Below are 26,286 nucleotides of genomic sequence, written 5' to 3'. Positions count from 1 at the left end.
GGCGCGGGTCCGCGCGCGGCTATGAAATAGATCATGCCGCCCCCGGTGGGAACGGGTGCGGGCGGTCCTATACACCGGAAGGGTGACCAGCTTCTCCTCCCCGCCCCCGCGGCCGCTGGGCGTCGACGGCGGCCTGGCAGAGACCCTCTTCGACCGCGCCCGGCGCCATCCCGACGCGCCCATGATCAGCGTGCGCGAGGCCGACGGGTGGCGCGTCCGCACCGCGGCCCAGGTGCGCGACGACGTCGTGGCCCTGGCCAAGGGGCTGATCGCCGCCGGGGTGGGCCCCGGCGACCGGGTGGGCCTGCTGTCGGCCAACCGCCCCGAGTGGACCCTGCTGGACTACGCCGTCTGGACGGCCGGCGCCGTGTCCGTGCCCGTCTACCCGTCGTCGTCGGCCGAGCAGGTCGCGATGATCCTCGACGACTCCGGCGCGGTGGCCTGCGCGGTCGACGACGCCGAGCACACGGCCCTGGTCGAGGGCCTGCGCGACCGGCTGCCCGGCCTGGCCCGGGTGTGGACCTTCGACTCCGGCGCGCTGGACCGGCTGCGCGAGGCGGGCGCGGGGGTGCCCGACTCCGCGGTGGAGGAGCGCCGCGCGGGCGTGGCGGTGGAGGACCCCGCCACCATCGTCTACACCTCGGGCACCACCGGCTCGCCCAAGGGCTGCGTCCTCACCCACGCCAACTTCCGCGCCGAGATCGCGGCGGTGGTGCAGGAACTGGGCGTGGTCTTCGAGCCCGAGCCCGACGGCACCCCGCCCTCCACCCTGCTGTTCCTGCCGCTGGCCCACGTCTTCGGCCGCATGGTGCAGGTCGGCGTCATCCACGCGGGCGCCTGCCTGGGCCACACCGCCAGCGTCCGCTCCCTCATCGCCGACCTCGGCACGTTCCGGCCCACGTTCCTGCTGGCGGTGCCCTACGTCTTCGAGAAGATCCACGCCACGGCGCGCAAGCGCACCAGCGGCCTGAGCCGCCGGATCTTCGACGCCGCCACCGCCACCGCGGTGGCCTACAGCACCGCCCTGGACGAGGGCGGCCCCGGTCCGCTGCTGCGGCTGCGCCGCCGCCTTTTCAACGCGCTGGTCTACCGCCGGCTTACGGGCGCGCTGGGCGGGCGCTGCCGTCGCGTGATCTCCGGCGGCGGTGCGCTGGAGCCGCGCCTGCTGCACTTCTACCGGGGTATCGGCCTGGAGGTCTACGAGGGCTACGGGCTGACCGAGACCACCGCCGCGGTGCTGGCCAACACGCCGGGCCGGGTGCGGCCGGGCACCATCGGCGGCCCGCTGCCCGGGGTCGAGGTCCGCCTCGCCGACGACGGGGAGCTCCTGGTCCGGGGCGGGCCGGTGTTCACCCGCTACTGGAACCGCCCCGAGGAGACCAAGGCGGCGTTCGTCGACGGCTGGTTCGCCACCGGCGACCTCGGCGCGGTCGACGACGACGGCTACGTCCGCGTCGTGGGCCGCAAGAAGGAGATCCTGGTCACCGCCGGCGGCAAGAACGTCTCGCCGGTGCCCGCCGAGGAGCGCGTCTGCGCCCACCCGCTGGTCGACCAGTGCATGCTGGTGGGCGACGGCCGCTCCTTCGTCGGCGCGCTGATCACCCTGGACGCCGACGAACTCGCCGCCTGGCGCGAACGCGAGGGCCGCCCGGCCGCCGGGGACCCCGACTCCGACCCCGCCGTGCGCGCCGAGGTGCAGAAGGCGGTCGACGCCGCCAACCGGGCGGTCTCGCGTGCGGAGTCCATCCGGGCCTTCCGCATCCTGCCCGAGCCCTTCAGCGTCGAGACCGAGACCATGACGCCCACGCTCAAGCTGCGCCGCGCCCGGATCGCCGACCGCTACGCCGCCGCCATCGAGGAGATGTACGCCAAGCGCTAGCGCGCCGGCCCGCCGCCGAACCGGCCGCACCGACCCGGAGGGGCGGCGGGCCGCGCTACACTCAACGCCATGATCTTCGGCTATCGCGACTTTAGGCAGCCGGCTGCGCGCCGGTCGCCCGCTGGTTGACCCAGCGGTCGCGGTCCGCACGCCGGCTCAGGAGCGCCAAGGCATCGGCCTTGCGCTCCTTTTTGCTTCCAGCGGCGGCTCCGCGACCGGAGTGGAGCGGCCGCGCCACCAACACGGAGAGACCATGGCTGAGATGGCTGAGACCACCCGTACCCTCGACCCGGCCGGCGCCGCCCCCACCGCCGACCCCGCTGACCTCCCGGCCGCCGCGCCGCACCGCGTCCCCGCGCCCTCCGCCGGCGTCGGCGAACTGCGCGAGCGCATCGACCGCATCGACGCCCAGCTCGCCGACCTCCTGGAGCGCCGCGCCCTGCTCGCCGCCGACGTGCAGCGGCTCAAGCCGGTGGGCGGGTTCGCCGGGCGCGACCCCGAGCGCGAGCGGGCGCTGGTGGCGGCGATGGCCGAGCGCGCGCCCCGGCTGGGCGCCGCGCGGCTGGCCCGCATCATGGCCGGCGTGATCGAGGCCGGCCTGGAGGCCGCCGAGGAGGAGCGCGCCGCACGCTGAGTCGCGCGCCCTGGCCCGCGCGGCGCGGCGGGGGAGTGGCGCTGCGCCCCTCAGCCGCCGGTGTCGCGCAGCAGCCGCTCCAGCCGCTCGGCGGCCCGCCGCGGGGAGCGCGCGTGCCGCGCCATCCCGTGCCAGGGGTCGCCGCCCGCCTCGCGGTTCTCGGCCAGCCGCCGCCCCAGGGTGCGCACCGTCCAGGCCCCCGCCGACTCCACGCCGTCCAGCTCCGCCCAGTCCAGCGGCACCGCCACCGGTGCTCCGGGCAGCGCGCGCACCGCGTAGGGGGCCACGGCGTGCTGGGCGTAGGCGTTGCGCAGCACGTCCAAAAACAGCCGCCCGGCGCGCTTGGCCTTGCGGAACTCGGTGGTGTAGGCGTCGGGCCGGCGCCGCGCCACCAGCTCGGCCAGGCCGCGGGTGAACTCCCGGGCGCCGGCGAAGTCGAGTTCGGGCCGGACGGGGGCCACCACGTGGAGCCCGCGCGAGCCGGTGGTCATGGTGAAGGCGGCCAGCCCGATCTCCTCCAGGGCCGTGCGGACGTCGCGGGCGGCGGCGCGCACCAGCGCGAAGTCCGCGCCGGAGGGGTCGAGGTCGACGATGACGCGGTCGGGGCGGTCCAGGTGCCCGGCGCGGCTCAGCCACGGGTGCGGGGTGATCACCGCCTGGTCGGCCAGCCACACGAGGGTGGCGGTGTCGTCGCAGACCACCATGGTGATGCTGCCGCCGTGCTCGCGGCGCACCTCCACGCCCTTCACCCAGTCGGGGGCGTGGGCGGGCAGCTGCTTCTGGTAGAACCCCTCGGTGCCGGCGTCGGGCGAGATCCCGTCGGGGAAGCGGTGCAGGGCCAGCGGGCGCCCGCGCAGGTGGGGCAGCATCACCGGGGCCACGGCGCGGTAGTGCTCGGCCAGCTCCCGCTTGGTGACCCCCTCGGCGCCGAACAGCTCCTTGCCGGGGCGGCCCACCGCGACCGTGCGCGCCCCCGCGCGCAGCCGGGCCGGTTCCGCGCTCACCGGTCGGCGCCCGGGTCGCGGGGCCGCCCCTGCAGGGTGCGGCCGTCGTCGTCGGCGACCTCGGCCAGGACGCGGCCGGTGCGCACCGACTCCGGCCGGGTGGAGACGGGGTCGGTGCGGGGGTCGGCGGCGGCGTCCTTCTCCTTGACCAGCAGCCATGCCTCCTCGCCGTCGTCGCCGCGGAACCGGTTGAGGGCGTAGCCGCCGCTGAGCTTCTCGCCGTGCAGCCGGAACGACACGTGGCCGTGCTCCAGGCCCTCGGCCATGGTCAGCTCACGGCCCTTCTTGCTGGTGGTGTTGGTGTAGGTGCCGGTGTCCCAGACCAGCACGGTGCCGCCGCCGTACTCGCCGGCGGGGATGGTGCCCTCGAACTCGGCGTAGTCGAGCGGATGGTCCTCGGTGGGCACGGCCAGCCGCTTGGCGCGCGGGTCGGTGGAGGGTCCGCGGGGCACCGCCCAGGACTTCAGCACGCCGTCGACCTCCAGCCGGAAGTCGTAGTGCTCGCGCCGGGCGACGTGGTGCTGGACGACGAACACGGGTTCGCCGCGGCCCCGGCGCTTGCGGCGCGGGGCGCCCTCGGGCTCGCGGGTGCGGTCGAAGTCGCGCTTGCGCCGGTACTCCGCGAGACCGGCGCCCTCGGCCCGTCTGCCGCCCCGTTCCATGCTCGCCCCCGCTCGTCCGCAGGCCGCCCCCGCCCGGCGGCTCGGCCGGGCGGGGCCTGTGTAGGTGCGCGGTACCCGGGTGCGGGGCGGTTACACCCGGCGGGCGCGGAGCCCGTGCGGGGCGGCGGCCCCGCACGCGCTCGGCCTCAGCGCACGTCCAGCCAGACCAGGTGGTGGTCGGAGGCGGCGGCCGCCTCGGCGCCGGGCTCGCCGGCGGCGGGCCAGAACACCCCGGTGCCGCGCACCGGCAGCCCGCGCGAGGGCAGGACGTAGTCCACGCGCAGGTTGCCGGGGCCGGGGACGTCGCCGAAGTCGGCGGTGTCGTGGGCCGGATCGCCGGTGTGCCCGGTGTTGGCGCCGCCCTGGGCCGCGGCGGCCTGGGGCCCGCCCTCGCTCGCGGGCAGCAGGCCGCCGTTGACGCGGCGGTGCTCCAGCAGTTGGCGGGTGGCGTCGGGGTGGCCGTCGCCGTCGTTGGGGTCGGCGTTGAGGTCGCCGGCGATCACGAACCGCGCGCCGGGGCGCAGGCCGCCGCGGCGGCCGTCGTCGTCGTAGATGTAGCCGCCGCGGCCGGGCGAGACGTAGTCGGCGAAGAAGCGGTTCTCGTCGTGGTTGCGGGCCACGTTGCGGCGCTCGGGGCCGTCGAAGGAGGGCGGCGTGGGGTGGGCGGCGAGCAGGTGGACGGGCTTGCCGCGGCCGGTGCGCACGGGGATGTCCCAGTGGCTCTTGGACGACAGCCGCAACCGCTCCAGTTCCTCGTCGGAGTAGAAGGGCTCGCCGGTCTGGGGGTCGGTGGGCAGCAGCGCGCCGGGCATGTCGGCCCAGCGGAAGGTCTGGAAGGTGCGCACCGCGCCGGTGTCGATGGGGTAGCGGGAGTACACCACCATCCCGTACTGGCCGGGGAAGGCGCCGAACCCGTAGGCGTCGTCGCCGTAGCCGCCCTGCCCGGGCTCGGTCACGGTGCGCCCGTCGTTGTCGAGGTCCAGGCCGCTGGCCACGCCGGTGTTGCTGGGAGCGGTGTAGCGGTAGGGGTAGTGGATCGGCTCGGCGCCGTTCTGGCCGTGGGAGAGGTAGTTGCGCTGGAACAGGCGGGCGGCCCGCCCCTCGGAGTCGTAGTCGAACTCGTTGACCAGCAGCACGTCGGGCCGGGTGCGCTGGATGACCTCGGCCGCGTCCTGGGCCTGCGCGTCGTGGGGGGTGGACAGGTCGGCGACCAGGCCGCCCTCCTGGGGCCGGTTCAGCGAGGCGTTGAAGGTGGCGAAGCGGACCTCGCCGCCGGGGCGGTGGCCGCCGTGGTCCGCCGAGGCGGGCACGGCCGCCGCCGACCACAGCAGCGCGGCGGCGGCCGAGAGGGCGAGCAGGGTGCGGGGGCCGGTCATGCGGGGTCCCTTCGACGGTCGGGTCCGGTGCCGGGCGGGGCGGACGGCGTCCCAGGGTGCCACCTCCAAACGTCCCCCCGACGATCGGCGGGTGAACAGGGTGCCGCCCGCGGCCGGCTCCGCCCACCGCCGGGCGTTGACCGCGACCTATTGCCGATATATCGTGTAATTGTTCCGACGGTCGGTAGTGTGTCGGAGCTCGTTACGGAGGACTGGTCGATCCAGGGGAGGTCGCCATGACAGCGATTCCGATGCCGTGGACCTGGCGCGGACCGGGCGGTCCCGGCTTCGCGGCCGCCGCCCGCTTCGCGCACGCGGCCCGTGCCGCGCACGACGCCGTGCGCGACCACGACGAAACCGAGGACGCCGCCGACCCCCGCACCGGGCCGCGGGGGCGCCCGGGCCGGTGGGGCGGCTGGGGAGGATGGCACGGCCCGCGCGCCGTCCTGCGGGCGGCCGCCGGCGGCCACGGGGGGCCCGGCGGGCGCGGCCACCACCCCGGCTTCCCGCCGCCCCACCCGCCGCACATGCCGCCCGTTCCGCCGGGCGCGCCGCACGGCCCCTGGGGTGGCGGGCCGTTCCCGCCCAACCCCTTCGAGATGTTCGGCGGCGGGCGGCGCCGCCGCGGCGGCCCCCGGGCGCGCCGGGGCGACGTGCGCACCGGGATCCTGCTGCTGCTGGCCGAGGAGCCGCGCAGCGGGTACGAGGTCATCCGCGAGGGGCGCGAGCGCAGCGGCGGGGCGTGGCGGCCCAGCCCCGGGTCGGTGTACCCGATGCTGCAGCAACTGGAGGACGAGGGCCTGGTGCGCCTGGCCGAGAACGCCGAGGGCGGGCGCCGGCGGCCCTTCGAGCTGACCGACGAGGGCCACGCCTACGTCGAGCGGCACGCGGCCGAGCTGACCCCGCCCTGGGACGCCGTGCCCGAGGAGTACGAGGACGCGCTCTCGCGCTACGCCGAGATCAGCGCGCTGGCCGCCCAGCTGTCGGCCGCCGCCGCCCAGGTGGCCCAGGCCGGCACCGAGGAGCAGGTCGAGCGCGCCAAGCGGCTGCTGGGCGAGACCAAGCGCGGGCTCTACCGCATCCTCGCCGAGGAGGACCCCGCAGAGGAGCCGGCACCCGGCGGCGCGGACGGATCGGACGGGCCGGACGGCACCGCCCCCCGCGGCACGGCCGGCTGACGCCCGCGCCTGGCCGGCGGGCACCCTCCCACCGGGCGCGGTGCGGCCCCGCCGCGCCGCGCCCCGCGGCCGCCCCGGGGCGCGGCACCGCCGCGCGCTAGCGCCCCCGGGCGCCGTCGGCGGCCTCGCGCAGCAGGTCCAGGTGGCCGTTGTGCCGCGCGGTCTCCTCGATCATGTGCACCAGCACCCAGCGCAGCGTGCGCGGGCCGTCGGAGGCCCGCCCGCGCGAGGTGCTGCCCAGCTCCAGCCTGGCGGTGATCTCGCGGGAGCGGGCGCACTGGGCGTCGTAGGCGTCCAGGAGTTCGGCCAGCGGCACCCGCGCCCCCAGCCGCCACTCGGCGTCGGGGTCGTCCCTGGTATAGGGTCCCTGATCGGGCAGTCCGAGCAGCACACTCTCGAACCAGGCGTGCTCCACCCACCGCAGGTGCGAGACGATCCCCCCGATCGACATCAGCGGCGAGGTCGGCAGCGGCGCCCGCCGGGCCGCCCCCGAGTCCAGACCCGCGCATTTCTCCCGTACGGTTGATCGGTGCCAGTCCAGCCACGCGGTGAGCATGGTGCGCTCGTCGGCCGAGTGCGGCGGCTCGACGCGCCGGGCCGGACCGGAGGTCCCCACGGACTCGATCGTGTGTTCCATCCGGTCATTGTCGGTCGGCTCCCGCGCCCGGACCACTGGTTTTCCCCCCGGCGCGCCCGCGCCCGGGCAGGCGGACAAGGCGAGAGGAGCGCCGAGATCGGCAAGGAGGACGGGGCGCCCGCCGCGGCGGCGCGCCCCCGGCAGCTGAGAACGGCGGCCGCGGTCGCCGGGGCCGTCACCGCGCTGGGCCCGCCGCTGGGCGGGCTGTGGTGGCTGGTCGCGCCGCGCCCCGACGTCACGGTGGGCACCGGCGGCGAGGTGCTGCCCTACCCGGTGACCGAGACGACGTTCGCCGTGGACGGCTGGTTCGCGCTGATGGCGATGGCCGCCGGGCTCGTCTGCGGCTACGCCGCCTACATGGTGCAGTACCGCCTGGCCGCGCGCGTGCGCGCTGACCTGCGCCTGGCCTGCCTGCTGGGCCTGGCTCTGGGCTCGGCCGCGGGTTCGGCGGCCGCCTGGCAGACCGGCACCCTGCTGGACGCGGCCCAGTTCGCCGACGCGGTGGCCGCGGCCGAGCCCGGCGACGTCGTCGAGTCGGGGCTGCGGCTCCAGGCGCTGAGCGCGCTGGTGGCCTGGCCGTTCGTCGCCGTGCTGCAGTACGGGCTGTTCGACGCCGTCAGCCTGTGGCGGGGCGACGTGCCCGGCGCGCGCCCGCCCGAGGACCCCGGCGAGGGCGGCGGCGACCCGCCCGGGCCCGCCGGCCCGCATCAGGGGGCCGGGCCCGCCGACGGCGGCGGCCGGCCCGAGGGTACCGGGAGCCCCGGCCCCTTTGAGCCGCCCGGGCACCCCGGACGCCCCGGCGGCGCGGACACCCCCGGCCCCGGCGGCGGCCGGGCCTGAGCGGCGCGCCGCGCCCGGCGGTCAGTCGGGCTGGGGGCGCCGGCGGGCCGCCGGGGGAGCGGCGCCGTCGCCGCCCCACTCCCCGCTGCCGCCGTCGCCGGCGAAGTTGCCGCCCAGGCCGGTGTTGGGCCGGCCCACCCCGCTGCCGCAGGCCGCGGCGAACGACCGCACCGCCGCGAACTCCGCGCACGCGGGCCCCTGGGGGACGCGCCCTGCGCGCGGCCTGCGGCGCAGCGCCTGGAAGCCCAGCAGCGCCGTGGCGCGCAGCGCGGTGTCGACCGGTTCGGGGCCGGGCAGGTCGGCGCGCGCCTCGGCCAGCAGGGCGTCGCCGGCCACCGTGCGCGGCCCCAGCTTGCCCCCGGTCCACCGGTACACCCCGTTGAGCACCGACCACCCGGCCAGCAGCACCAGTCCGGCCGCGAGCCCGCGCGGCGCCGGCACCACCGGGATCGCCGCGCCGGTGACCAGCGCCGCCGCCACCACCGCGCCCTGCATGCCGCCGATCAGCCGGTCGGCCAGGTAGAGCAGGAACGGGTAGGTGATCAGCACCACCGCGAACACCAGCGGCACCGCGTCGATGCGCTCGCCCTTGGGGACCATCGCCCACAGCACGGCCGCGCCGCCCGAGGCGACCCCGGCCACCCCGATCAGCATGTGCAGGCCCCAGGCCGCGCCGCGCAGCCCGCCCACCCGGCGCAGCCGCTCGGGCGCGAAGAACAGGCCCAGCCGGCGCAGCCGCCACAGGGCGGCCACGGCGGGGTCGCCCTTGGCGGCCACCCGCACCAGCTGCTCGGCCGGGACGGGTCGGCCGGCGGTGAGGCGGGCGTCGAGCATCCGCGCGAAGGGCGCGGGCGAGAGCGGCGCCGGCGGCGAACCGCCCTGCGGCGTGCGGGCCACCATGCCGTGGCCGCGCGCCACCGCGCGGCCGCTCAGGTAGAGCTCGGCCAGCGCGACCTCGCCCACGCGCTGCCGGCCGCCGGCCAGCATGCCCAGCTCGAAGGGGGAGAGGTCCTCGGGGCCGACCGCGGGGCGCCGCGGCCCGGCCCGGCGGATGCGCGCGTAGCGCCACCGCGTGGCGAGGTAGCAGGCGGCGATGACCAGGTAGCCCAGTGCTGTTGCGAGCACGATTGCCGTGACCATCGCGCCTCCTCCACGGACCCCGCGCCATGCACCTCGGTGACACAACGGTAAATCCGAAGAGGCACGGAGGAAAGGGGCATCGTGACCTTCGCCACGCGGATCGGGCGAACCCGCGGGTCAGCCGCCGGCGGCGATGGGGCCCGTGGCGGCGCCCGTGAGGCGCACGAGGTCGGCCGGCGCCAACTCCATCTGCAGGCCGCGCCGCCCCGCCGACACGAAGACGGTGGGGTGGGCGGCCGCCGAGGAGTCCACGACCGTGCGCAGCCGCCGGCGCTGGCCCAGCGGGCTGATGCCGCCGCGCACGTAGCCGGTGGCGCGCTCGGCGGCAGCGGGGTCGGCCATGGCGGCCTTCTTCCCGCCGGCCGCGGCGGCCAGCGCCTTGAGGTCCAGGGTGGCGCTCACCGGCACCACGCCCACCGTCAGCGCGCCGTCGACCTCGGCCACCAGGGTCTTGAAGACCCGGTCGCGCGCCACGCCCAGCGCGTCGGCGGCCTCCTCGCCGTAGGACCCGCCGCCGCCCGCCGCCGTGTAGGGGTGCAGGGTGAACGCGATGCCCGCCCGCGTCGCCGCCACCGTGGCCGGGGTGCCCTTGCCGCTCACCGCTGTCGTGCCTCCTCGCCTCGTGCCCGCGTGCCCCGCGCGGGGCACGCCCGTCAGTTCAGGTTGACCTCGTGCCGCAGGAACCGCCCGGCCGGAAGCACGGGCAGCGACGCCAGCACGCGGTTCTCGCGGCGCAGCAGGCCGGCGGCCAGCTCCAGCCGGGCCGCGGCGTGGTCGGCCTCCAGCAGGTCCTGCTGATCGGCCTGGTCGACGACCATGGCGGCCGACACCGCGTAGGACAGCGGCAGGGGGTCCGCCGGGAGCTCCTCGGGCGGCTCGGCGGGCACGCCGACGCGGCGCAGGCGCTCGCGGTAGACGCCGAAGCGGCGCCTGACACGCTCAGCGTAGTCCTCGGCGCCGGGGCCCACCTCGTCGGGCAGGGGCGTGGTGTCGGCGCGGATGAAGGGGGTGTCGGCGTCGGGGTCGTCGCGGCGGTCGACCCGGAACCGGGTGCCGCCCTCGACCACCAGGTCGTAGCGGCCGTCGGCGCGGCGCCGGGCGGTGCGGACCTCGGCGGTGCAGCCGACCGCGGCGATCCGGTGGGCGGACCCGGGGCCGACCTCGTGGCCGAGTTCGATCCCCACCACGCCGAAGACCCGGGGCTCGCCCTCGGGGGTCTGGAGGACGTCGGCGACCAGGCGGCGGTAGCGCTCCTCGAACACGTGGAGCGGCAGAGCGGCCCCGGGGAACAGGACCGTGCCGAGGGGGAAGAGCGGCAACCGGTGAGGCATTGCTCAAGTATGCCCAACCGCCGGGGCCCGAGTGGGTGCGACCGCGCCCGCCCGCCGCGGCGGGCGGGACCAGGGGCCTGCGCGGCGGTCAGCTGACGGCGGGGCCGGCGGTCTCGGGCGCGTTGGAGTCGCCCTCGGCGGGGGAGGACAGTTCGCGGGTGACCCAGGTCTCGACGTCGAACATGTTGCCGCTGCCGCGCTCCACCACGTTGAGCAGGGTCGACATGGTGGCGACCTCCTCGACCTGCTCCTGGAGGAACCAGTTGAGGAACTGCTCGCCGGTGTAGTCGAGTTCGTCGCGGGCGGCCTTGGCCAGCGCCTTGATCTGCTCGGTGACCTGCTGCTCCTGGCGCAGCGCGAGGGCGACGAGTTCGCGCGGCTCGGTGAAGGAGGTCTGGATTTCCCCGATGCCGGGAATGTCGGGCGCGACGTGATTGTCGATCAGGTAGCGCACGATCATGGCGGCGTGGTCGCGCTCCTCCAGCGACTGGCGGTAGAACACCCGGGCCAGGGCCGGGAGGTCGCGGTCGTCGAACCAGGCCGCGAGCGCGAAGTACTGGTGCGACGCGGTGAATTCGTGGCCCACCTGCTCCAGCAGCAGCCGGTGGAACTTGGTGAGGCCGGCGGGGCCGTGGTCAGCGGTTCTTCTCAGCGCGTTCATGCCTGAATAATAACGCGGCCGAAATGCGGTGTCGATTAATGTCCGAGTAATGCGCGACACGCAGGAAAACCTTGGCTACGTTGATTTAGGCTAGGTGATCCAAACTCAGGCGAGTCTAATTCGACCCCATTCACCGCTGTTTCGGTAAGCCTTCCCTCAGCCCTTTCCGGGCCGTTTCGGGCGCCCGCCCGCGCCGCGGGCCGCGCGGACGCCCCGAAGGCGCCCCCCGGCCGCCCCGCGGGCCCGCCACCAGCGCGGCCGGGTGCCGACCGGCCCCGCGCGCGGCCCCTAGAATGAACGCGTGATCTCCCGTATCGACCTCCGGGGCGCCGTCGGCGACCCGCGCGACCTGCTGCCGCGCGCCGAGCTGGACATCGAGACCGCCCTCGACCGGGTCCGCCCCATCTGCGAGGACGTCCGCCGCCGCGGCACCGAGGCGCTGATCGAGCTGACCGAGCGGTTCGACGGCGTCGCGCTCACCGACATCCGCGTGCCGCGCGAGGCGGTCGACTCCGCCCTCGCCGCGCTCGATCCCGAGGTCCGCGCCGCCCTGGAGGAGTCCATCCGCCGCGCCCGCCTGGTCCACGCCGACCAGCGGCGCGAGGACACCACCACCACCGTCGTGCCCGGCGGCACGGTCACCGAGCGGTGGGTGCCCGTGGCCCGCGTGGGGCTCTACGTCCCCGGCGGCCGCGCCGTCTACCCCTCCAGCGTCGTCATGAACGTCGTGCCCGCCCAGGAGGCCGGGGTCGCCTCGCTCGCCGTGGCCTCCCCGCCCCAGGCCGAGTTCGGCGGCCTGCCCCACCCCACCGTGCTCGCCGCCTGCGCGCTGCTGGGCGTCGACGAGGTCTACGCCGTGGGCGGCGCCCAGGCCGTCGCGATGTTCGCCTACGGCGCCGGCCCCTGCGCGCGCGCCGACATGGTCACCGGCCCCGGCAACATCTGGGTGGCCGCGGCCAAGCGCCTGCTCAAGGGCGTGATCGGCATCGACGCCGAGGCCGGCCCCACCGAGATCGCCATCCTCGCCGACGACACCGCCGACCCCGGCTACGTCGCCGCCGACCTCATCAGCCAGGCCGAGCACGACGTCGTCGCCGCCTCCGTGCTGGTCACGCCCTCCACCGACCTCGCCGGAAAGGTCGAGGCCGAACTGGCCGCCCGCGTGCCCGCCACCCGCCACCGCGACCGCGTGGCCGAGGCGCTGGCCGGCCGCCAGTCGGGGATCGTCCTGGTGGACGACATCGACCACGGCCTGGCGGTGGTCGACGCCTATGCCGCCGAGCACCTGGAGATCATGACCGCCGACCCCCACGCCCACGCCGCGCGGGTCCGCAACGCCGGCGCCGTCTTCGTCGGCGACCACTCCCCGGTGTCCCTGGGCGACTACTGCGCCGGCTCCAACCACGTGCTGCCCACGGGCGGCAGCGCCGCCCACACCGCCGGGCTCAGCGTGCAGACCTTCCTGCGCGGGATGCACGTCGTGTCCTACGACCGCGCCGCCCTGGCCGAGGTCGCCCCCCACGTGGTCGCCCTGTCCCAGGCCGAGGACCTCCCCGCCCACGGCGAGGCCGTCATCGCGCGCGTGGGCGCCGGACCCGCCGGAGGCGCCCGGTGACCCCGACCGACCCCACCGACCCAAGGGACGCACCCGCCCCCATGGACGAATCCGCCCGGCCCGACCCCGCCGCCCTCACCCTGGCCGACCTCCCCCTGCGCGCGGACCTGCGCGGCACCGAGCCCTACGGCGCGCCGCAGCTGCCGGTGGCGGTGGCGCTCAACACCAACGAGAACCCCTACCCGCCCTCGCCGCGCCTGGCCGAGGCCCTGGGCCGCAACGTCGCCGACGTGGCCGCCGGGCTCAACCGCTACCCCGACCGCGACGCCACCCGGCTGCGCGCCGACCTCGCCCGCTACCTGGGCCACGGGCTCGACACCGCGTCGGTGTGGGCGGCCAACGGCTCCAACGAGGTGCTCCAGCAGCTCCTGCAGGCGTTCGGCGGCCCCGGCCGCCGCGCGCTGGGGTTCGAGCCGTCCTACTCGATGTACCCGGTGATCAGCCGGGTGACCGCCACCGAGTGGGTCGGCGCCGAGCGCGGCCCCGACTTCGGGCTCACCCCCGAGGCCGCCGCGGCCGCCGTCGAGCGCCACCGCCCCGACATCGTCTTCCTCACCTCGCCGAACAACCCCACCGGCACCGCGCTGCCGCTGGAGGTCATCGCCGCCGTCGCCGAGACCGCCCCCGGCATGGTCGTGGTCGACGAGGCCTACGCCGAGTTCCGCCGCGAGGACACCCCCAGCGCGCTGAGCCTGCTGGCCGACCACCCGCGGCTCGTCGTCACCCGCACCATGTCCAAGGCGTTCGCGCTGGCCGGCGCGCGCGTGGGCTACCTGGCCGCGCACCCCGCCGTGGTCGACGCCCTCCAACTCGTCCGGCTGCCCTACCACCTGTCGTCGGTCACGCAGGTGGTGGCCGGCACCGCCTTGGAGTTCGGCGACGAACTGCTGGGCCAGGTCAAGCAGCTGCGCGAGGAGCGCGACGCCCTCGTCGCCTGGCTGCGCGGCCAGGGCTACACCGTCGCCGACTCCGACGCCAACTTCGTCCTCTTCGGCGACTTCCCCGACCGCTCGGCCGCCTGGCGCGGCCTGCTGGAGCACGGGGTGCTCGTCCGCGAGGTCGGACCCCCCGGCAAGCTGCGCGTCACCGTCGGCACGCCGGAGGAAATGTCGGCCTTCCGCACGGCGTTGCTCCAGGTACGCGCCGAACACCGGTAGAGCAGCCGCCCACCGCCCACCGCCATCCTCCCGGGAGAACCGCACCGCCATGAGCCGCACCGGCCGCGTCGAACGCGCCACCAAGGAGACCAAGGTCGTCGTGGAGCTGAACCTCGACGGCAGCGGGGTCGCCGACATCTCCACCGGAGTCGGCTTCTACGACCACATGCTCGACCAGCTCGCCAAGCACGGACTGTTCGACCTCACCGTCCGCACGGAGGGCGACCTCCACATCGACTCCCACCACACGATCGAGGACACCGCCCTGGCGCTGGGCGCGGCCTTCCGCGAGGCCCTGGGCGACAAGGCCGGCATCCGCCGGTTCGCCGACGCCAAGGTCCCCCTGGACGAGGCGCTGGCCGAGGTCACCGTCGACGTGTCGGGCCGCCCCTACCTCGTGCACAGCGAGCCCGAGGGCATGGCCCCGGTCATCGGCCGCGACTACGACACCACCATGACCCGCCACGTCTTCGAGTCCTTCGTGGCCCAGGCCCGGGTGGCCCTGCACGTCCACGTGCCCTACGGGCGCAACGCCCACCACATCGTGGAGTGCCAGTTCAAGGCCTTCGCCCGGGCGCTGCGCTTCGCCTGCGAGCGCGACCCCCGCGTCAGCGGCGTGCCCTCCACCAAGGGCGCGCTGTAGTGAGCGCGCTCTGGGGCGTCCTGCTCGTCGCCCTGGGCGGACTGCTCGCCGGAGGCACGGCCGCCCTGTGGCGGGTCAACAAGGTCCTGGCGGCGGGCCTGGGGGCGTGCGCGCTGCTGGCGGTCGTCGCCGGCGCGCTGCGCCTGGGCTACTTCGGCTGAGCCGCCCCGCCGCACCGCGCCCACCACACCACCGACCCACCCGCACCCCAGTGAAAGGCGGGATGCGCACATGACGCAGCGCACACCACCACGCGTGGTCATCCTCGACTACGGCTCGGGCAACCTGCGCTCGGCCCAGCGCGCCGTCGAGCGCACCGGCGCCGAGGTCGCCGTGACCGCCGACCCCCATGCCGCGCTGGAGGCCGACGGCCTGGTCGTGCCGGGCGTGGGCGCCTTCGCCGCCTGCGCCGAGGGACTGCGCGCCGTCGGCGGCGACCGGGTCATCGGCAAGCGCCTGGCCGGCGGCCGCCCGGTGCTGGGCATCTGCGTGGGCATGCAGGTGCTGTTCGAGCGCGGGGTGGAGCACGGCGTCACCAGCGAGGGCTGCGGCGAGTGGCCCGGCACCGTGGAGCGGCTGCGCGCCGACGTCGTGCCGCACATGGGCTGGAACACCGTCGAGGCGCCCCAGGGCAGCCGGCTGTTCGCCGGGCTCGACCGCGACGCCCGGTTCTACTTCGTGCACTCCTACGGCGTGCTCGACTGGACGCTGACCCCCGCCTCGGCGCACATCGCGCCGCCGCTGGTCACCTGGAGCACCCACGGCGCGCCCTTCGTCGCCGCCGTGGAGAACGGCCCGCTCAGCGCCGTCCAGTTCCACCCCGAGAAGTCCGGCGACGCCGGAGCCCGGCTGCTGGCCAACTGGGTGGGCACGCTCTAGCCGCGCCCGGCCCGCCCCCAGGGCACCGCACCGCACAGCACCACGATCCGCATCCGACCAGAAGGCGCTCATGTCCTCCACCCTTGAACTCCTGCCGGCCGTCGACGTCGCCGACGGCCAGGCCGTCCAGCTCGTCCAGGGCAAGGCCGGCTCCGGCGGCCGCTACGGCGACCCCCTCCAGGCCGCCCTGGGCTGGCAGCGCGCCGGAGCCGAGTGGATCCACCTGGTGGACCTCGACGCCGCCTTCGGCCGCGGCCACAACCGCGACCTGCTCGCCGAGATCGTGGGCCGGCTGGACGTCCGCGTGGAGCTGTCGGGCGGCATCCGCGACGACGAGTCGCTGGCGGCGGCCCTGGCCACCGGCTGCACCCGCGTCAACATCGGCACCGCCGCGCTGGAGAACCCCGAGTGGTGCGCCCGCATCATCGCCGAGCACGGCGAGCGGATCGCCATCGGCCTGGACGTGCGCGGCCAGACCCTGGCCGCGCGCGGCTGGACCCGCGACGGCGGCGACCTGATGACCACGCTGGAGCGGCTGGAGGCCGACGGCTGCCCCCGCTACGTCGTCACCGACGTCACCAAGGACGGCACCCTGCAGGGCCCCAACCTGGAGCTGCTGCGCACCGTGGCCCGCTTCACCGACAAGCCCGTGGTGGCCAGCGGCGGCATCTCCTCCCTGGAGGACCTCACCGCCATCGCCGCGCTGACCGGCGAGGGCGTCGAGGGCGCCATCATGGGCACCGCGCTCTACGAGGGGGCCTTCACCCTGGAGGACGCCCTCAAGGCGGTGCGCGCGGCATGAGCCTGGCCATCCGTGTCATCCCCTGCCTGGACGTCGACGCCGGGCGGGTCGTCAAGGGCGTCAACTTCCAGAACCTGCGCGACGCCGGCGACCCGGTGGAGCTGGCCGCCCGCTACGACACCGAGGGCGCCGACGAGCTGACCTTCCTCGACGTCACCGCCTCCAGCGGCGACCGCGCCACCACCTACGACGTGGTGCACCGCACCGCCGGGCAGGTGTTCATCCCGCTGACGGTGGGCGGCGGCGTGCGCACGCCCGAGGACGTCGACCGGCTGCTGCGCGCGGGCGCCGACAAGGTCGGCGTGAACACCGCGGCCATCGCCCGCCCCGAGCTGATCCGCGAGATCGCGCACCGCTTCGGCAACCAGGTCCTGGTGCTGTCGGCCGACGTGCGCCGCACCGCCGAGGGCACCGCGACCCCCAGCGGGTTCGAGGTCACCACGCACGGCGGGCGCACCGGGACCGGTATCGACGCGGTGGAGTGGTGCGCCCGCGCCGCCGAACTGGGCGCCGGCGAGCTGCTGCTCAACTCCATGGACGCCGACGGCACCCGCGCCGGGTTCGACCTGGAGCTGATCCGCGCCGTGCGCGCGGTGGTGGACGTCCCGCTGATCGCCAGCGGCGGCGCCGGCCGGGTGGAGCACTTCCCGCCGGCCGTCGACGCCGGGGCCGACGCGGTCCTGGCCGCCAGCGTGTTCCACTTCGGGGAGTTCACGGTCGCCGACGTCAAGGCCGAGCTGCGCGCCCACGGCCACCCGGTGCGCTAGCACGCAGGCCCGGCACCCCGGCACCCCCGGGCGCGCACTCCTAGCACGACACGCCGTCCGCCGCCACCCCTCGCGCTCCGCGCCGAAGGAGGCGGAATAGGGCGCACCCGCCCACCGCTGAACTAAACGGCTACAGCCTGCCCCGCGCGGCGGAGTAGGTTGGAAGGCGGGCGTCCTGTCATGGGACGCCCTCGTCATGGCCGCCACATGCAAGCGTCGAGGCGCAGGGGGACGTATGCCCGGAGACCAGAGCACGACCAGCCGGGAGGAGGGGCGGTCGGCGGTCTTCCGACGCGGCATGTACGTGCTGTGGGTGGCCATCCGCACCGAACCCGTGGTGTTCTCCGTCGCCGTGCTCGGTGCCGGGCTGCACGCCGCCGTCAGCGTGGGCTCGGCATCGGTCATGGGCGGTATCACCGACCGCGTCATCCTGCCCGCGCTCGCCGACAACCGCACCACCGCCGCCGCCCTCGCGCTGGCCGCCGCCGCGCTGCTGGGGGTGGGGGTCGCCAAGGCGCTGGGCCTGGCCGCCCGGCGGCTCTACGCCGGTCTGATGCAGTTCCGCATGCAGGCCCGCTACCGCCGCGCGGTCTCGCGCACCTACCTGCGGCTGCCGCTGTCCTGGCACCACCGCCACGCCACCGGGCAGCTGCTGTCCAACGCCAACGCCGACGTCGAGGCCACCTGGCAGCCGCTCGCGCCGCTGCCCATGGTGATCGGCAGCCTGGTGATGCTGGTCATCGCCGCCGTCGCCATGGTCGCCACCGACCCCGTGCTGGCCCTGGTCGCCTTCGTCGTGTTCCCGGTGCTGGCGGTGGCCAACATCGTCTTCCAGCGCCGCGTGGCGCCGGTGGCCACCCGCGCCCAGGCGCTGCGCGCCCAGGTCAGCGAGGTCGCCCACGAGTCCTTCGACGGCGCGCTGGTGGTCAAGAGCCTGGGCCGCGAGGAGCACGAGACCGAGCGGTTCACCGCCGCCGCGCACCGCCTGCGCGACGCCCAGATCCAGGTGGGGCGCATGCGCGCGGTCTTCGACCCCGTCATGGAGCACCTGCCCAACTTCGGCATCCTGGCGGTGCTGCTGATCGGCATGTGGCGGCTGTCCACCGGGGCCATCGCCCCCGGCGACCTCGTGCAGGTGGCCTACCTGTTCACCCTGCTGGCCCTGCCCATCCGCTCCCTGGGCTGGATCCTGGGCGACCTCCCGCGCTCGGTGGTGGGCTGGAACCGCGTCCAGGCGGTGCTCACCGCCCAGGGCGAGATGCCCTTCGGCGAGCGCCGCATCGCCCCCGGCACCGGCGGGGTCGCCCTGGCCGCCCGCGGGGTGGGCTTCTCCTACGAGGACTCCTACGACACCGGCGCGCGCGACCTCGCCGACGCCGACACCGCGCCCGGGCGGCGCAGCACCGTCCTGCGCGGCGTCGACTTCGGGATCGCCCCCGGCCGCACCGTGGCGCTGGTGGGGCCCACCGGGTCGGGCAAGTCCACGCTCACCACACTGCTGATGCGCCTGGTCGACCCCGACACCGGCACCGTCGAACTCGACGGCGTGGACGTCCGCGACCTCGCCCGGGGCGAGATCGCCGCAGCCGCCGCCCTGGTGCCGCAGTCCACGTTCATCTTCGAGGACACCGTGCGCGGCAACGTCACCCTGGGCGCCGACATCGACGACGCCGACGTGTGGGCGGCGCTGCGCCTGGCCCGCGCCGACTCCTTCGTGGCCGCCCTGCCCGAGGGCCTGGACACCCGCCTGGGCGAGCGCGGCACCACGCTGTCGGGCGGCCAGCGCCAGCGCCTGGCCCTGGCCCGCGCCGTGGTGCGCCGGCCCCGGCTGCTCATCCTGGACGACGCCACCTCGGCGGTGGACCCCCAGGTCGAGGCGCAGATCCTGGCCGGGCTGCGCGACGCCGACCTCGCGGCCACCGTGGTCGTGGTGGCCTACCGCCGAGCCACCATCGAACTCGCCGACGAGGTCGTCTACCTCGAACAGGGCACCGTGCGCGACCGGGGCACCCACGCCGAGCTGCTGGAGCGCTCGCCCGGCTACCGCCGCCTGGTCACCGCCTACGAGCGCGCCGCGGCCGAACGCGCCGCCGAACGGGCCGCCGGCGCCGGGGAGGCCGCCGACCCCGCCGACACCGACGACCCCGCGCCGCGGCCGCTGCGCGCGGGCCGTCTGCCCGGCGAGCCCGGCGGGGCCGCGGGAGCCGCCGCACCCGACGGCGCCGGGGACCGGGGCGGCGCGGCGGCCCCGGCGGGCGCGGACGACACCGAGGCGACCCAGGAGACCGTGCGATGAGCGCCCCCGCCTCCGACCGCACCCGCCCCGCGCCCGGCGCCGAGGCCCCCGCCGCGGGTCCCGGGCTGCGGCGCGCCAACGGCGGCGCCCTCGACACCGTCCGCCGCGGCCTGCGGCTGACCCCGGAGTTCACCGAGGGCCTGTGGCTGACCCTGCTGCTGGCCGTCGTGGCCACCGTGGGCAAGGTCGTGGTGCCCATCGCCATCCAGCAGATCATCGACCGCGGCGTGGGCGCCGAGGGCGGCGGCCCCGACCTCGGGTTCGCCGCCGCCACCGTGGGCGTCTGCGCCGTCCTGCTGGCCGCCACCATGGCCGCCGCCTACGTGATGAACGTCCGGCTCTACCGGGCCACCGAGTCGGCGCTGGCCACCCTGCGCCGCAAGGCGTTCCGGCACGTGCACGACCTGTCGGTGCTCACCCAGAACAGCGAGCGCAAGGGCGCGCTGGTGGCCCGGGTGACCGCCGACGTCGACCAGATCAGCACGTTCATGCAGTGGGGCGGGCTCCAGCTCATCGTCAGCGTGGGCCAGCTCATCGTGGCCACCGTGCTGATGGCCGTCTACTCCTGGGAGCTGACCCTGCTGGTGTGGGTCTGCTTCCTGCCGCTTGTCTACGGCGCCCGCTGGCTGCAGGTCCGGCTCTCCCGGGCCTACCTCACGGTCCGCGAGCGCACCGGCGACATGCTCGGCGCCATCGGCGAGACCGTCATGGGCGCCGCCGTCATCCGCGCACACGCCACCGAGGAGCGCACCGCCCGCCGCATCGACACCACGGTGCTGGCCACCCGCACCGCCCAGGTCCGGGCGCAGCGGCTGTCCATGGCGGTCTCGCCCTTCGCCGAGCTGGTCGCCGCCGTCGGCAACGCGGCCGTGGTCGTGGCCGGCGTGCTGCTGGGCATCGGCGGCGGCATCACCGCCGGGGAGCTGGTGGCGTTCCTGTTCCTGATGACCCTGTTCATCGCGCCGATGATGATGGCCACCGAGATCTTCAACGAGGCGCAGAACGCCATCGCCGGGTGGCGGCGGGTGCTGGGCGTGCTCGACACCGTGCCCGACATCGCCGACCCCGGCGAGGCCGGGCGCACCCTGCCGCGCGGCCCGGTGGCGGTCCGCTTCGAGCGCGTCTCCTACGCCTACCCCGACGGCCCCACCGTGCTGGACGGGGTCGACGAGGAGATCGCCCCCGGCACCCGCGTGGCGGTCGTCGGCGAGACCGGCTCGGGCAAGACCACGTTCGTCAAGCTGCTCACCCGGCTGATGGACCCGGTCGAGGGCAGGGTCCTCATCGACGGCGTGGACCTGCGCGAGGTCGCGTTCTCCTCCCTGCGCGGCCGGGTCGTCATGGTGCCCCAGGAGGGCTTCCTCTTCGACTCCTCACTGGGCGCCAACATCCGCTTCGCCCGCCCCGAGGCCACCGACGCCGAACTGGAGGCCGCCGTCGCCGAACTGGGCCTGGCCGACTGGCTGGCGGGCCTGGCCCACGGCCTGGACACCCCCGTGGGCCAGCGCGGGGAGTCGCTGTCGGCGGGGGAGCGGCAGCTGGTCGCGCTGGTGCGGGCCTACGTCGCCGACCCCGACCTGCTGGTGCTGGACGAGGCCACCTCGGCCGTCGACCCCGACACCGAGGTCCGCATCCAGCGGGCCCTGGACCGGCTCACCCGCGGCCGCACCTCGGTGGCCATCGCCCACCGGCTCTCCACCGCCGAGGCCGCCGACGAGGTCCTGGTCTTCGACGAGGGCCGGGTGGTGCAGCGCGGCACGCACGAGGAGCTGGCGGCCGTCCCCGGCGTCTACGCCGACCTGTACGCCTCGTGGGTGCGCAGTTCGGCCTGATGAGGCGGCCGCGCCGGGCGGGGGCTCAGCGTCCCCGCTCGGCCCACCAGTGCGCGGCCAGCCGCTCGGCCACCACCGGCTCGGTGAGCAGCGCCACGTCGGGCACGGTGTCGCCGGGGTAGCGCACGGTCGCCGCAGCGCCGGGCACCTCGCCGCCCACCGCGACCAGCCTGCCGCGCAGCTGGGTCAGGTGCTCGGCGGTCCGATCGTCGTAGTGGGAGCCCGCGAACAGCAGCGCACGGTAGTCGGTGACCGCCGCGAGGTAGCGGTCGCTGTGGGACCATTCGCCGGTCTCGGCCGCGTACGCCTTGACCACCGGCCCCTTGCGCAGCGCCAGCGCCCCGTGCGCGGCCGAGGACAGCCGCTCGGCGGGGGCCACCAGGTGCACGCCGTCGGGCGAGGACAGCGCGGCGGCGACCTCGGGCACCCAGGTGCCGGCGCGCTCCAGCAGCCCGGCCGTGGCGTTGGCCGCCCGGCGCAGGGTCTGGGCCAGGTCGGCGCCGGGGGAGACCGCGGGCGCGCCCAGCCGGTAGCCCAGCAGGAGCAGCAGCGCCAGCGCGTTCTGCACCGCAGCGCAGGCCAGTCCGCTGCGGTCGGGCCCCGCCAGCAGCGGCACCAGGATGTCGGCGTAGCGCGCCACCGGGGAGTCGGGGTCGTCGCCGAGCACGATGATGGCCGAGCGCTCGGCGTAGGTGTCCAGCAGGGAGCACAGCTCGCGCGCCCCGCCGCCCGCGGCGACCGCCACCACCAGGGTGTCGGGGCCCGGCGGCAGCGACCTCTCGGCCGAGGCGAACTCCGCGGTGGCGCCCAGGCCGCTCAGCCGCATCCGCGCCGCCGCGGTCTCGCACACGTGGCGGGCCGACCCCATGCCCAGCAGCAGGATGCCCGCGGGCTCGTCCTCCAGCAGCGTGGGCAGCGCGCCGTAGGGGTCGTGGCGGGCCAGGCGGTCGGCCAGGCCCATCAGGGCGTCGGGCTTGCCCGCCAGGTCGGCGGTCAGCTGTGCGGCGGTCACGGGTCTCCTGCCAGGTCGGCCAAGCGGTGAGGAGGGTGCCACGGTGGCGCTGGAACTCTACAAAACAACCGGGTGTGCCGGGTGCGCGCGGCGGGGCGACCCGGCCGCGACCGGGCCCGGCACCGCCATAGGGTGGAGGTATGAGCATCAGCCCCGCCGGAGGCGGTGCCGGAACCGCCGGCGCCCGCCTCGCCCCCGAGATCGCCGCCCGGCTCAAGCGCAACCCCGACGGCCTGCTGCCCGCCGTCGTCCAGCAGCACGACACCAAGGAGGTGCTGATGCTGGCCTGGATGGACGACGAGGCGCTGCGCCGCACCCTGGACACCGGCAGCGCCACCTACTGGTCGCGCAGCCGCGGGGAGTACTGGGTCAAGGGCGCCACCTCGGGAAACGTGCAGCGGGTCGTGGGCGTGGCCCTGGACTGCGACGGCGACACCCTGCTGGTGCGTGTCGACCAGACCGGTGCCGCCTGCCACACCGGCGACCACACGTGCTTCGACGCCGGCGAGCTGCCCCTGGGCGGCGGCACGGCCCCCGCCGGCGCGCGGGAGCCGGCGTGACCGAGCACGGCCCCCGGGCCGCGCGCCGCGCCCGCGCCGAGTACGGCGCCGTCCTGGCGGCGCTGGCCGCCGGCGCCGGGGTCCTGCTGGGCGCGGGCGGCCGCGTGTGGGCCCGGGCCGAGATCGCCCTGGGCGGCCGCGTGGCCCCCGCCCCCGTCGAGCTGACCGGCCAGGACGCCGCCGCGCCCGCCTTCGCCCTGGGCCTGGCCGGACTCGCCGCCCTGGCCGCTGTGGTCGCCGCGCGCGGCTGGGCGCGCCGCGCGGTGGGCGCGGCCGTCGCGGCCTTCGGTGCCGCCGCCCTGTACTCCGTGTGGCAGGGCACCCGCACCTCCGCGCTGACCGCGCTGGCCGCCGAGCAGTCCACCGCGCAGGGGCGCGTCGAGGCGCTGCGCGTGGCGGCCCAGTGGCCCGCTCTGGCCGCCGTCGGGGCGGCGCTGCTGGTGGCGGCGGGGGCGGCGATACTACTTCGGGGTGCCGCCTGGCCGGGCATGAGCAGCAGGTACGATCGCCACAGCGCCCCGGGCGCGGCCCGCTCCAGCGATCCCGCCGAGTTGTGGAAGTCGCTCGACAGCGGGGCCGATCCCACCCTGGACCCGCCGGACGCCGCCGCGCCGGAGGCCCCGGCGCGCGAACCGGCCCCCGCCGGGCGCTCCGACGCGCACACCGAGCCGAAGAATCCGAAGGAGCCTTGATGGCCGACGAACACCACGAGGACCACGGCAACACCGTCGCCGCGTGGTTCCTGACCCTGAGCTGGATCGTGCTGTGGAGCGTGGCCGGCGTCGCGATCATCCTCGGCGGCGACCTCATGCTGTGGACCGCCGTGGGCCTGGGCGGCAGTGTGGTCTTCGCCGTGATCGCCGGAGTCATGAAGAAGGCCGGCCTCGGCCGCAAGACCCCGCGTCCCGTCCCGCCCACGCGCGAGGAGTGGGAGGCGCTCCAGGCCAAGGCGAAGAAGACCGCCAAGGAGGCCGTCAAGGAGGTCAAGGACGCCGTGACGGCCGATGGCGGCCACGGCAGGGACGGCGCCAAGGACGACTCCGCCGACTCCGCCGCCCCCGCCGGGTCCGCCGCCGCCTCGGCCGGCGAGACCGCGGGATCCTCGCGTTAGCCCAGGCGGAACGCGCTTCACCGGTACGGCCCGCGGCGGACGCCGCGGGCCGTGGCGTCTGTCGCACCCCGTGGTTACATTACGGGGAACGGCTTGCCGCCGAATGGCCTCCGTTTCGGCAGCCGTCCCGTTTATCTGGCATGATGCGGGTCTGCCCGCGACGCGTTCACGGCGTGCGGCCAGCCAGGACCCCGTTGGCGCGCAAGCAGCACGCGCGCGAGGGCGCATCCTCCCGGATCGCAACCAGTATCCAAACCAGTAGTCACCGCAACGAAAGACGTGTCGACCATGAGCTACGGTCCTCCGCCCGGTCCGCCGCCCTCCCAGCCGCCCGGCGGCGGCTACGGTCCGCCTCCCGGGGGCTCGGGCGGGTACCCCAGCGCCGCCGGCGGCGGCGAGCCGCCGAACAACTTCCTCGTGCCCGCCATCCTGGCCATGTTCTGCTGCTGGCCGCTGGCCATCCCGGCCATCCTGGCCGCCGCCAAGGTGAACGCCCAGTGGAACCTCGGCGACTACGCCGGGGCCCAGGAGGAGGCCGCCAAGGCCAAGCGCTTCACGCTGATCGGTGTGATCGTCGGCATCCTCGCCTACGTGATCATCTTCATCCTCTACTTCGTGATGTTCGCCGCCGCCATGAGCAGCGTCTCGACCTACTGATGTCGGCCGAGGAGACCTCGCTGTCCCGGCGCCGCCGCCCGCACCCGGCGGCGGCGCCGCTGCTGGTGGGCGCGGGGGGCCTGGCCGGGGCGGCCCTGCTGCACTTCGTCGACCCCAACGAGCCGGGCCACTACCCCACCTGCCCCTGGCTCATGATCACCGGAACCTGGTGCCCGGGTTGCGGGACCATGCGGGCCGTCCACGCGCTGACCGAATTCGACGTCGTGGGCGCCCTGGACATGAACCCCCTGTTCGTGGTGCTGCTGCCGTTCATCCTCTACAGCTACGGCCGGTGGCTCTACCGCTCCGTGCGGCCCGCCCCGCCGCGCACCGTGCCCCGCAAGGCCCTCAACCCGATCTGGCTCTACGTGCTCCTCGCCGCCATCCTCGGGTTCTGGTTGGTCCGCAACCTGCCCTTCGGGGCCTTCCTGGCCCCCGGATAAACCGCCCGAGTCCCCCCAACGCCGGGGGGAGTGGCCCCGCGCCCGCCCGGGATCGATACGATCGAGGCAGTCGCGGGAACCGGTTCGCGTCCGGACACGGCCGCGCCCCCGCCGGGGCGCGCGGGGCCACGGGCGCCACCCGCCGACCACCGAGCCCCGCGTCCGCGGGGCGTCCGCAACACGGCGATTTGAGGGGGCAGTCCCACGTGAGCGTGCTCGACGAGATTGTCGACGGAGTGCGCGCCGATCTCGCCGATCGGCAGGCGGCCACGCCCCTGGAGGAGCTGAAGGAGCGGGCGCGCTCGGTGCCGCGCCCCCAGGACGTGGTGGCGGCCCTGCGCCGCCCCGGTGTCCAGGTCATCGCCGAGGTCAAGCGCTCCAGCCCGTCCAAGGGCCCCCTGGCCGAGATCGCCGACCCCGCCGCGCTGGCCCGCGACTACGCCGCCGGCGGAGCCGCCCTCATCAGCGTCCTCACCGAGCGCAGGCGCTTCAACGGCAGCCTGGACGACCTCGCCGCCGTCCGCGCCGCGGTCTCCACCCCGCTGCTGCGCAAGGACTTCGTCGTCACCTCCTACCAGCTGTGGGAGGCCCTGGTCCACGGGGCCGACGCCGTGCTCCTCATCGTCGCCGCCCTCGACCAGGACGCCCTCGTGTCCCTCGTCGAGCGCGCCCAGTCCCTCGGGCTGACCCCGCTGGTCGAGGTGCACACCGAGGAGGAGGTCGGCCGCGCCCTCGACGCCGGCGCCACCGTCATCGGCGTCAACGCCCGCGACCTCAAGACCCTCCAGGTCGACCGCGACACCTTCGCCCGCCTGGCTCCCCTGATCCCCGCCGACCGCGTCCGCGTCGCCGAGTCCGGCGTCCGCGGCCCCCACGACCTCCTCGCCTACGCCGGGCACGGCGCCGACGCCGTCCTGGTGGGCGAGAGCCTGGTACGCGGCCGCCACCCGCGCGACGCCGTCGCCGACCTGGTGACCGCCGGCGCCCACCCGGCGCTGCGGGACCGGAACTAGCGCCCATGCCCGCCCGCCCGGCAGGCCACCGCCGCCCCGGTCCGCCCACCGCCGACCGGCGGTTCGGCGCGGCCGCGCTGCGGCGCCCCGCGGCCGGCCGATGGCGCTAGGGAGTCCTCCTCTTCCGCGCACACCTCCGCGTCCGAGGACTCCCGCA

The 26,286-nt window shown here is 76.0% G+C and carries 28 protein-coding genes; 19 read left to right on the top strand and 9 right to left on the bottom strand.

From position 1 onward, the window contains the following. The first annotated feature begins 82 nt into the window (after nucleotides 1-82). The gene (locus HNR12_RS05355) at nucleotides 83-1,879 is read left to right on the top strand and encodes an AMP-dependent synthetase/ligase (protein WP_308251213.1); all 1,797 of its coding nucleotides are present in this window, start codon (nucleotides 83-85) and stop codon (nucleotides 1,877-1,879) included. Nucleotides 1,880-2,132: 253 nt separating this feature from the next. Next, the gene (locus HNR12_RS05350) at nucleotides 2,133-2,513 is read left to right on the top strand and encodes a chorismate mutase (protein WP_246425003.1); all 381 of its coding nucleotides are present in this window, start codon (nucleotides 2,133-2,135) and stop codon (nucleotides 2,511-2,513) included. A 50-nt stretch (nucleotides 2,514-2,563) separates the two neighbouring features. On the opposite strand, the gene ligD is transcribed toward HNR12_RS05350, so the two are convergent. The 3 genes from ligD to HNR12_RS05335 form a co-directional block, all read right to left on the bottom strand. Then, entirely contained in the window at nucleotides 2,564-3,517 is a 954-nt protein-coding gene (gene ligD / locus HNR12_RS05345) for a non-homologous end-joining DNA ligase (RefSeq protein ID WP_179766452.1), read from the bottom strand. After that, on the bottom strand, nucleotides 3,514-4,179 hold the full coding sequence (locus HNR12_RS05340) for a DNA polymerase ligase N-terminal domain-containing protein (RefSeq protein ID WP_179766451.1): 666 nt from the start codon (nucleotides 4,177-4,179) through the stop codon (nucleotides 3,514-3,516). The genes ligD and HNR12_RS05340 overlap by 4 nt, the downstream gene beginning before the upstream one ends. Nucleotides 4,180-4,325: 146 nt before the next feature. Next, nucleotides 4,326-5,555, bottom strand: coding sequence for an endonuclease/exonuclease/phosphatase family protein (locus tag HNR12_RS05335; protein WP_179766450.1), 1,230 nt, complete (start codon nucleotides 5,553-5,555; stop codon nucleotides 4,326-4,328). A 236-nt stretch (nucleotides 5,556-5,791) separates the two neighbouring features. Here HNR12_RS05335 and HNR12_RS05330 point away from each other — a divergent pair, with 236 nt between their 5' ends. Next, nucleotides 5,792-6,733, top strand: coding sequence for a PadR family transcriptional regulator (locus HNR12_RS05330; protein ID WP_179766449.1), 942 nt, complete (start codon nucleotides 5,792-5,794; stop codon nucleotides 6,731-6,733). A gap of 97 nt (nucleotides 6,734-6,830) precedes the next feature. Here the strand turns inward: HNR12_RS05330 and HNR12_RS05325 are convergent, their stop codons facing one another. Then, complete coding sequence (locus tag HNR12_RS05325) at nucleotides 6,831-7,370, bottom strand: DinB family protein (RefSeq protein ID WP_179766448.1); 540 nt, start codon at nucleotides 7,368-7,370, stop codon at nucleotides 6,831-6,833. Here HNR12_RS05325 and HNR12_RS05320 point away from each other — a divergent pair. Beyond that, the gene (locus HNR12_RS05320) at nucleotides 7,362-8,210 is read left to right on the top strand and encodes a hypothetical protein (RefSeq protein WP_179766447.1); all 849 of its coding nucleotides are present in this window, start codon (nucleotides 7,362-7,364) and stop codon (nucleotides 8,208-8,210) included. The genes HNR12_RS05325 and HNR12_RS05320 overlap by 9 nt on opposite strands. A 21-nt stretch (nucleotides 8,211-8,231) precedes the next feature. Here the strand turns inward: HNR12_RS05320 and HNR12_RS05315 are convergent, their stop codons facing one another. From HNR12_RS05315 to HNR12_RS05300, 4 genes are all read right to left on the bottom strand, one after another. Continuing rightward, a complete protein-coding gene (locus HNR12_RS05315) occupies nucleotides 8,232-9,350 on the bottom strand; it encodes a TIGR04222 domain-containing membrane protein (RefSeq protein ID WP_179766446.1) in 1,119 nt (372 codons plus the stop codon). A gap of 117 nt (nucleotides 9,351-9,467) precedes the next feature. Then, complete coding sequence (gene ybaK, locus HNR12_RS05310; protein WP_179766445.1) at nucleotides 9,468-9,950, bottom strand: Cys-tRNA(Pro) deacylase; 483 nt, start codon at nucleotides 9,948-9,950, stop codon at nucleotides 9,468-9,470. A 53-nt stretch (nucleotides 9,951-10,003) separates the two neighbouring features. Then, on the bottom strand, nucleotides 10,004-10,681 hold the full coding sequence (locus HNR12_RS05305; RefSeq protein ID WP_179766444.1) for an LON peptidase substrate-binding domain-containing protein: 678 nt from the start codon (nucleotides 10,679-10,681) through the stop codon (nucleotides 10,004-10,006). 88 nt (nucleotides 10,682-10,769) lie between these two features. Next, nucleotides 10,770-11,342, bottom strand: coding sequence for a ferritin (locus HNR12_RS05300; protein ID WP_179766443.1), 573 nt, complete (start codon nucleotides 11,340-11,342; stop codon nucleotides 10,770-10,772). Nucleotides 11,343-11,643: 301 nt separating this feature from the next. On the opposite strand from HNR12_RS05300, the gene hisD reads away from it, so the two are divergent. The 9 genes from hisD (at nucleotide 11,644) to HNR12_RS05255 (ending at nucleotide 21,333) form a co-directional block, all read left to right on the top strand. Beyond that, the gene (gene hisD / locus HNR12_RS05295; protein WP_179766442.1) at nucleotides 11,644-12,957 is read left to right on the top strand and encodes a histidinol dehydrogenase; all 1,314 of its coding nucleotides are present in this window, start codon (nucleotides 11,644-11,646) and stop codon (nucleotides 12,955-12,957) included. A 41-nt stretch (nucleotides 12,958-12,998) separates the two neighbouring features. Then, the gene (locus HNR12_RS05290; RefSeq protein ID WP_179766441.1) at nucleotides 12,999-14,114 is read left to right on the top strand and encodes a histidinol-phosphate transaminase; all 1,116 of its coding nucleotides are present in this window, start codon (nucleotides 12,999-13,001) and stop codon (nucleotides 14,112-14,114) included. 49 nt (nucleotides 14,115-14,163) lie between these two features. Further along, complete coding sequence (gene hisB, locus HNR12_RS05285; RefSeq protein ID WP_179766440.1) at nucleotides 14,164-14,757, top strand: imidazoleglycerol-phosphate dehydratase HisB; 594 nt, start codon at nucleotides 14,164-14,166, stop codon at nucleotides 14,755-14,757. Next, entirely contained in the window at nucleotides 14,757-14,918 is a 162-nt protein-coding gene (locus HNR12_RS05280; RefSeq protein WP_179766439.1) for a hypothetical protein, read from the top strand. Before hisB ends, HNR12_RS05280 begins: the two co-directional genes overlap by 1 nt. A gap of 70 nt (nucleotides 14,919-14,988) precedes the next feature. Then, a complete protein-coding gene (gene hisH, locus HNR12_RS05275) occupies nucleotides 14,989-15,636 on the top strand; it encodes an imidazole glycerol phosphate synthase subunit HisH (protein WP_179766438.1) in 648 nt (215 codons plus the stop codon). Between the two features lie 70 nt (nucleotides 15,637-15,706). After that, nucleotides 15,707-16,438, top strand: a complete 732-nt coding sequence (gene priA, locus HNR12_RS05270) for a bifunctional 1-(5-phosphoribosyl)-5-((5-phosphoribosylamino)methylideneamino)imidazole-4-carboxamide isomerase/phosphoribosylanthranilate isomerase PriA (RefSeq protein WP_179766437.1) — start codon at nucleotides 15,707-15,709, stop codon at nucleotides 16,436-16,438. After that, complete coding sequence (gene hisF, locus HNR12_RS05265; protein WP_179766436.1) at nucleotides 16,435-17,205, top strand: imidazole glycerol phosphate synthase subunit HisF; 771 nt, start codon at nucleotides 16,435-16,437, stop codon at nucleotides 17,203-17,205. Before priA ends, hisF begins: the two co-directional genes overlap by 4 nt. A gap of 235 nt (nucleotides 17,206-17,440) precedes the next feature. Then, nucleotides 17,441-19,501, top strand: coding sequence for an ABC transporter ATP-binding protein (locus HNR12_RS05260; protein ID WP_179766435.1), 2,061 nt, complete (start codon nucleotides 17,441-17,443; stop codon nucleotides 19,499-19,501). After that, on the top strand, nucleotides 19,498-21,333 hold the full coding sequence (locus HNR12_RS05255) for an ABC transporter ATP-binding protein (protein ID WP_179766434.1): 1,836 nt from the start codon (nucleotides 19,498-19,500) through the stop codon (nucleotides 21,331-21,333). Before HNR12_RS05260 ends, HNR12_RS05255 begins: the two co-directional genes overlap by 4 nt. A gap of 25 nt (nucleotides 21,334-21,358) precedes the next feature. Here the strand turns inward: HNR12_RS05255 and HNR12_RS05250 are convergent, their stop codons facing one another. Continuing rightward, complete coding sequence (locus tag HNR12_RS05250) at nucleotides 21,359-22,345, bottom strand: SIS domain-containing protein (RefSeq protein WP_179766433.1); 987 nt, start codon at nucleotides 22,343-22,345, stop codon at nucleotides 21,359-21,361. A 140-nt stretch (nucleotides 22,346-22,485) separates the two neighbouring features. Here HNR12_RS05250 and hisI point away from each other — a divergent pair, with 140 nt between their 5' ends. The 6 genes from hisI to trpC all read left to right on the top strand — a co-directional run bounded on the left by hisI (nucleotide 22,486) and on the right by trpC (nucleotide 26,129). Beyond that, complete coding sequence (gene hisI / locus HNR12_RS05245; RefSeq protein ID WP_179766432.1) at nucleotides 22,486-22,905, top strand: phosphoribosyl-AMP cyclohydrolase; 420 nt, start codon at nucleotides 22,486-22,488, stop codon at nucleotides 22,903-22,905. Next, entirely contained in the window at nucleotides 22,902-23,597 is a 696-nt protein-coding gene (locus tag HNR12_RS05240) for a Trp biosynthesis-associated membrane protein (RefSeq protein ID WP_179766431.1), read from the top strand. Before hisI ends, HNR12_RS05240 begins: the two co-directional genes overlap by 4 nt. After that, entirely contained in the window at nucleotides 23,597-24,016 is a 420-nt protein-coding gene (locus HNR12_RS05235; RefSeq protein WP_179766430.1) for an HGxxPAAW family protein, read from the top strand. Before HNR12_RS05240 ends, HNR12_RS05235 begins: the two co-directional genes overlap by 1 nt. Nucleotides 24,017-24,304: 288 nt before the next feature. Further along, entirely contained in the window at nucleotides 24,305-24,673 is a 369-nt protein-coding gene (locus HNR12_RS05230; RefSeq protein WP_179766429.1) for a CD225/dispanin family protein, read from the top strand. After that, nucleotides 24,673-25,116, top strand: a complete 444-nt coding sequence (locus HNR12_RS05225; RefSeq protein ID WP_179766428.1) for a DUF2752 domain-containing protein — start codon at nucleotides 24,673-24,675, stop codon at nucleotides 25,114-25,116. The genes HNR12_RS05230 and HNR12_RS05225 overlap by 1 nt, the downstream gene beginning before the upstream one ends. Nucleotides 25,117-25,322: 206 nt before the next feature. Further along, nucleotides 25,323-26,129: an indole-3-glycerol phosphate synthase TrpC gene (gene trpC / locus HNR12_RS05220; protein ID WP_179766427.1), complete on the top strand. Its 807-nt coding sequence runs from the start codon at nucleotides 25,323-25,325 to the stop codon at nucleotides 26,127-26,129. Nucleotides 26,130-26,286: the final 157 nt, after the last annotated feature.

Origin of the sequence: Streptomonospora nanhaiensis, from assembly GCF_013410565.1 — a bacterium.
Taxonomy (GTDB): Bacteria; Actinomycetota; Actinomycetes; order Streptosporangiales; family Streptosporangiaceae; genus Streptomonospora; species Streptomonospora nanhaiensis.
The sequence above is the reverse complement of the archived record's forward strand: the minus strand, read 5'-3'. Positions and strand labels throughout refer to the sequence as shown.

Coding starts and splice junctions, on each gene's coding strand:
- HNR12_RS05350 (WP_246425003.1), top strand. CDS start 2,133: ATGGCTGAGATGGCTGAGACCACCCGTACCCTCGACCCGGCCGGCGCC.
- HNR12_RS05340 (WP_179766451.1), bottom strand. CDS start 4,179: ATGGAACGGGGCGGCAGACGGGCCGAGGGCGCCGGTCTCGCGGAGTAC.
- HNR12_RS05335 (WP_179766450.1), bottom strand. CDS start 5,555: ATGACCGGCCCCCGCACCCTGCTCGCCCTCTCGGCCGCCGCCGCGCTG.
- HNR12_RS05330 (WP_179766449.1), top strand. CDS start 5,792: ATGACAGCGATTCCGATGCCGTGGACCTGGCGCGGACCGGGCGGTCCC.
- HNR12_RS05325 (WP_179766448.1), bottom strand. CDS start 7,370: ATGGAACACACGATCGAGTCCGTGGGGACCTCCGGTCCGGCCCGGCGC.
- HNR12_RS05315 (WP_179766446.1), bottom strand. CDS start 9,350: ATGGTCACGGCAATCGTGCTCGCAACAGCACTGGGCTACCTGGTCATC.
- HNR12_RS05305 (WP_179766444.1), bottom strand. CDS start 10,681: ATGCCTCACCGGTTGCCGCTCTTCCCCCTCGGCACGGTCCTGTTCCCC.
- HNR12_RS05300 (WP_179766443.1), bottom strand. CDS start 11,342: ATGAACGCGCTGAGAAGAACCGCTGACCACGGCCCCGCCGGCCTCACC.
- HNR12_RS05290 (WP_179766441.1), top strand. CDS start 12,999: ATGGACGAATCCGCCCGGCCCGACCCCGCCGCCCTCACCCTGGCCGAC.
- hisB (WP_179766440.1), top strand. CDS start 14,164: ATGAGCCGCACCGGCCGCGTCGAACGCGCCACCAAGGAGACCAAGGTC.
- hisH (WP_179766438.1), top strand. CDS start 14,989: ATGACGCAGCGCACACCACCACGCGTGGTCATCCTCGACTACGGCTCG.
- priA (WP_179766437.1), top strand. CDS start 15,707: ATGTCCTCCACCCTTGAACTCCTGCCGGCCGTCGACGTCGCCGACGGC.
- hisF (WP_179766436.1), top strand. CDS start 16,435: ATGAGCCTGGCCATCCGTGTCATCCCCTGCCTGGACGTCGACGCCGGG.
- HNR12_RS05260 (WP_179766435.1), top strand. CDS start 17,441: ATGCCCGGAGACCAGAGCACGACCAGCCGGGAGGAGGGGCGGTCGGCG.
- HNR12_RS05255 (WP_179766434.1), top strand. CDS start 19,498: ATGAGCGCCCCCGCCTCCGACCGCACCCGCCCCGCGCCCGGCGCCGAG.
- hisI (WP_179766432.1), top strand. CDS start 22,486: ATGAGCATCAGCCCCGCCGGAGGCGGTGCCGGAACCGCCGGCGCCCGC.
- HNR12_RS05235 (WP_179766430.1), top strand. CDS start 23,597: ATGGCCGACGAACACCACGAGGACCACGGCAACACCGTCGCCGCGTGG.
- HNR12_RS05230 (WP_179766429.1), top strand. CDS start 24,305: ATGAGCTACGGTCCTCCGCCCGGTCCGCCGCCCTCCCAGCCGCCCGGC.
- HNR12_RS05225 (WP_179766428.1), top strand. CDS start 24,673: ATGTCGGCCGAGGAGACCTCGCTGTCCCGGCGCCGCCGCCCGCACCCG.